The sequence below is a fragment of the Streptomyces sp. M2CJ-2 genome, assembly GCF_016757295.1.
Classification (GTDB): domain Bacteria; phylum Actinomycetota; class Actinomycetes; order Streptomycetales; family Streptomycetaceae; genus Streptomyces.
The window spans coordinates 1-4,356 of sequence record NZ_JAESIF010000164.1; the positions used below are offsets into that span (position 1 = coordinate 1).

The following is a 4,356-nucleotide window of genomic DNA, read 5'->3' on the forward strand; positions in this document are numbered from 1 at the left end:
ACCAGGGTCCTCGCGATCCAAGATCTCACCCCTGCAGCGTAAACACCCGCTGTCCATGATCAGGGTGGAACTTCACCCGGTCCGCCGGTACCGGGATGGTGGCCTTGATCCCGCGTCTGCGCAGGTAGGAGCGATTGCTGCGCGAGTCGTACGCCTTGTCGGCCCGGACCCGGTCCGGCCGCTTGCGCGGCCTGCCCAGCCCCAGTCTCGGCACTCGGATGGCTTCCAGGACCGGCTCGAACTGCGGGGAGTCGCCCCGCTGCCCGGCCGTGATCACCACGGACAAGGGCTTCTGCCCCTGCTCGACCGCGAGGTGGATTTTGCTGGTCAGTCCGCCGCGAGAGCGTCCGAGGCCGTGGTCGGCCGGCTCGACGAAGATCCCGCCGGGCGATTCCTTCTGGAGGTCCCCCTTTTCACCGCCCCGGCGGCGTGCTGGTGGGCCCGGCAGACGGTGGAGTCGACGTTGACGTCCCAGGTGATCAGGCCCTTGGCGTCCGCCTCGGCCTGGAGCTGGGTGAGAATCCTCGCCCAGGTGCCGTCCCGCTGCCAGCGCCGGAACAGGTCATAGACCCGGTCCCACGGCCCATAGCGTTCGGGCACGTCCCGCCAGGGAGCACCGGTCCGGGTCCGCCACCGTATGCCGTCTATCAACTGGCGCCGTGTCCACACCTGCGGCCGACCCGGCTTGATGCCCGTCGGCAGCAGGGGCTCAAGCCGGGCCCACTGGCCGTTCGTCAGGTCCCCACGTCCCACAGGACGTGATCATCAACCAACAAGATCCACTTTCGCAACAGACCCTAGGACTCCGGGGCCTACCAAGAGGTCCTGCTCGTCCGGACGGCTTCACCGATTCCGCTCCGCCGCCCTGACGATCAGTTCATGGACAGGCACTCACACAGCCACTTCAGTAGGGCTCTCGGCCCGGTGACCGGCCACGGACCCGCGACACCCCACCTTGAGGCGACGGCAGAACAGACGCCGGCCCGCATACCGTCCTCTCGTGTAGTTCCCTCCCCTGCATACTCTTGACACTCGACTATTCTGCATTTCAGACTAGTGTTGATCAAGAGGGGGTCGATGCATGGGCGACATCCAGCCCGCATGGCTCCGCGCCGTCCTGCCGCTGTGCCTTCTGGCCACGCTGGAGCGCGGAGAGAGTTACGGGTACGCGCTGCTCCAACAACTCGAGGAATCGGGACTCGGCACGGTCAAGGGCGCCGTGCTGTACCCGGCACTGACGCGGCTCGCCGACGACGGCGCGGTCGAGGTCCGATGGGCCCCGGGAGAGGGCGGCCCCGGCCGAAAGTACTACCGGCTGACCGATGCGGGGCGAGACCGGCTGGCACGGGAGCGCCAGGCCTGGCAGGGCTTCCGCACGGCGGTCGACACGGTGGCGGCGTGCCCGGCCGGCCCCACCGCCACACCTCACGAACAGGAGAAAGACCGATGACGAAGACCACCGCCGGCACCCGGCCGGATCACAGCGACCGGGACGCCTGGGCCGACAAGCTGGAACTGGAACTCACCCTCCTGCACAGCGTGCCGCGCGCGCTGGTGAACCGTGTGCTGGCGGAGGTCGCCGAGGCGGTCACCGAAACGGGACAGCCGGCGGAGGAACTCTTCGGCCCCGCCGAGGAGTACGCCGCCGTGGTGGCCACCGAACGGGTCGACGCCGGACACCGCAGCACACGCGACTTCGAGGGCAGGACACCGGCCACGCATTTCCGGCAGGGCATGGTGGCCGGAGGCATCGCCGTCCTGATCATGGCCGCGGTGGGAACGTTCAACGGTGAGGAACTGTCCGGCGCCTCAACTCTCCTCCTGTCCCTCTCCACGTCCGTGTTCGTGGCCGTCGGCTTCGCGGTCTTCCCCGCCCTGCGCGCGGCGGGGCGGACCCGGGCCGCCTGGCTCCACGGCGCCGTCGCCGGCGTCATCACCGCGGCCGGCGTCTACCTGGCCACCCTCCCCGCGGTCCGGGACGCGCACTCCTTCTCGCTGCCGCCGTTCGCGGCGGCGGGGTGCGGGGTGCTGCTCGGGGCCCTGGGGCTGGCCATACCCGCACGGGTGGTGAACCGGTGGTTCTCCCCCGGCGAGGGCCGACGGCTCGATGATGAGCAATGGCTGCGTCGGCTGGGCGAGTTGCTGTACGGGCGGCACGGCCTTCCCCTGCGCACCGCACAGCGGCATGTGACCGAGGCGCGGGAGCACCTGGCGGCCAGGGGCCGCGGCGCGCAGCAGGAACTCGGCCAGGTGGAGGTCTATGCCATGGACCTGACCGACGGCCCGGGCCGGGACGTCCAGCGGATCCGCCACCAGTTCCTCGGCGCCCTCTCCGCCATGGCGGGCTTCGCCGTGCTGTTCACCCTCACCCTGCTGGACCCCGACGGCGGCTCCACGGCGCCCTGGGTCCACCTGGTGCTCTTCGTCTGCTCCAGCGGCATGGCAGTCGCCCTCTTCCGGAGGATGAGGGCGAGGTGACCCACGCCGGATGTCTCCGAGGAAGGGCGTCTTATCCGGGACACCGCGACTCCATGTGACAGAGGCAGGCCGGACAGGGTCTCAGTCAGTCAGGAGGTCAGGGCGGGGGTGCGGAGAACGGTGAGGTGATGTCGGGGAAGTCGGTGAGTTGAGTGGGAGTTTGATGAGCGGGGGAAATGCGGGGGGCCGGAAAAGGAGGGACGGCCGGTGCCCCAGGAGAAACCCGGAGTACCGGCCGGAGGGCGGGCGAAGGGGCGGTCAGGTGGTGGGCATGACGGAGGCCGGCGGCGCGGAGTGGACCGCAAGCCACTCACGCGGGTTGATCGATGACGTCTCGATGATCGATTCCAAGGGGTCAGTGATCGTAGGCCGTGAGTGAGCGCAGGACGGGTTGTCCGGTGTGGTCGTTGTGCCAGACCGCGGCGGTCAGCGCGAGGATGCGCTGCAGGACGCGGGCGATGACACCGCCGGGGGTGCGTCCTCGGTGCTGTTCGAGGTCGAGCTGGCCCTTGAAGGTCTCGTTGACCGACTCGATGACCTGCCGTAGGGGTTTGAACAGCGGTGCGCCGGGACGCTCAGACTCGCCTTTGCGGGCCGGCCGGAGCAGCCGGATGTCCTGCTCGGCCAGTTGGTGTTCGAAGTCGCGGCCGAAGTAGTTCTTGTCGCCGATCAGCGTCTGGCCGGGCCGGTCGGTGATGAGGCCCGGTTCGGCCGAGAGCAGGTCGAGCAGGGTCTCGCGCTCGTCGGCCTTGGCCCCGGTCAGGGCGAACGCGATGGGCAGGCCCTGGAGGGTGCATACGAGGTGCAGCCGCAGGCCCCAGAAGAAGCGGCTGTGGCTGGCGCAGTAGCCGTACTCGGCCCATCCGGCCAGGTCGGAGCGTTTGACGGTTTCGCGTGAGCGGCCGCATTCCACCGGCGTGGAGTCGATGATCCACACGTCGTCGCTCCACACGGAGGTGTCGGTGGCCAGGAGCCGGGTGACTCGGCGGAGCAGATCGGCGGCCTTGCGTAGCCGTTTGTTGTAGCCGGGCTGTTTCGGCAGGTAGGGGAAGAGGTGCCGCAGGTGGGAGCGGGCGTGGCGGAGCCATTTGGCCTCCGAGGTGAAGCCGAGCATGGCCTGCATCATCGCGAGGGTGACCAGCTCGGCGTCGTTCAGCTGCGGGGCGATCCCCACAATCGGTCGCCATGGTGCGAGATGGGGTGAGTCCTTCAGCAGGTCGTCGGTCTTCGCGTACAGTGCGGTGGCGAGGGTGTCCAACTCTGTCTTCACACACTGACGTTGGGCGCCCTCGCCCCGTGCGTGCAGCCGATCTCTTGGAATCGATCAGTCGGTGACGACCGCCGTGTTCTGGCAGGCGGTCAGCAGCCAGCGGCCGTCGTCCTGCTTGGTCATCACGTACAGCGGGGCACCCTCGCTCGTGTCGCCCGGGCTCAGGTAGAGCTGACGGACCTTGACCGCCGCGACGTCGGGGCGGATGAAGAACACGTGGACCACCTCGTAGCTGACCTTGCCGTCCCAGCTGGCCGCGGGGAGCACCTTCCGGGTGAACTCCGAGATTGCGTCGAGGCCGATGAGGACCTTGCCGTGGCCCGTCGTCCAGACCGCGTCGGGGTGGAAGAGGGCGAGGAACTCGTCGGGGTCCTTGTGCTGCTGCGAGTGCTCGACGGTGGCTACGACCTGGTCGATGGCTTCGAGGTCTGCGGCGTGCGCCGTGGATTCCGTGTTCATGTGAATCACGGTGCTACCTCAAGCACAGTAGAGGTCAAGAGGTGATCGACCACTGACCCCTTAGAATCGATCATCTAGTGTCATGAGTCTTTATTACGCCATAGAAGTAGGCTGGGTTCATGGCGCGTATGGGTCGGCCGACGGTCGAG

Annotated in this window: 4 protein-coding genes and 1 pseudogene; 2 read left to right on the top strand and 3 right to left on the bottom strand. The window is 68.3% G+C overall.

What is annotated here, in order from left to right; translation table 11 throughout:
* Nucleotides 1-76 precede the first annotated feature (76 nt).
* Nucleotides 77-753: pseudogene (locus JL475_RS38130) on the bottom strand (IS5 family transposase); the annotation flags it as partial.
* 328 nt (nucleotides 754-1,081) lie between these two features.
* Between JL475_RS38130 and JL475_RS38135 the strand changes: the two are divergent.
* Both JL475_RS38135 and JL475_RS38140 read left to right on the top strand, forming a co-directional pair.
* The gene (locus tag JL475_RS38135) at nucleotides 1,082-1,450 is read left to right on the top strand and encodes a PadR family transcriptional regulator (RefSeq protein WP_202282789.1); all 369 of its coding nucleotides are present in this window, start codon (nucleotides 1,082-1,084) and stop codon (nucleotides 1,448-1,450) included.
* The gene (locus JL475_RS38140; protein WP_202282790.1) at nucleotides 1,447-2,478 is read left to right on the top strand and encodes a hypothetical protein; all 1,032 of its coding nucleotides are present in this window, start codon (nucleotides 1,447-1,449) and stop codon (nucleotides 2,476-2,478) included. The genes JL475_RS38135 and JL475_RS38140 overlap by 4 nt, the downstream gene beginning before the upstream one ends.
* A 355-nt stretch (nucleotides 2,479-2,833) precedes the next feature.
* Here the strand turns inward: JL475_RS38140 and JL475_RS38145 are convergent, their stop codons facing one another.
* Nucleotides 2,834-3,748, bottom strand: a complete 915-nt coding sequence (locus JL475_RS38145; protein ID WP_202282791.1) for an IS982 family transposase — start codon at nucleotides 3,746-3,748, stop codon at nucleotides 2,834-2,836.
* A 54-nt stretch (nucleotides 3,749-3,802) separates the two neighbouring features.
* On the bottom strand, nucleotides 3,803-4,207 hold the full coding sequence (locus JL475_RS38150) for an SgcJ/EcaC family oxidoreductase (RefSeq protein WP_202282792.1): 405 nt from the start codon (nucleotides 4,205-4,207) through the stop codon (nucleotides 3,803-3,805).
* Between the last annotated feature and the right edge of the window lie 149 nt (nucleotides 4,208-4,356).

Excerpts from the sequence above, each read along its gene's own strand:
- JL475_RS38135 (WP_202282789.1), top strand. The coding sequence starts at position 1,082 with ATGGGCGACATCCAGCCCGCATGGCTCCGCGCCGTCCTGCCGCTGTGC.
- JL475_RS38140 (WP_202282790.1), top strand. The coding sequence starts at position 1,447 with ATGACGAAGACCACCGCCGGCACCCGGCCGGATCACAGCGACCGGGAC.
- JL475_RS38150 (WP_202282792.1), bottom strand. The coding sequence starts at position 4,207 with ATGAACACGGAATCCACGGCGCACGCCGCAGACCTCGAAGCCATCGAC.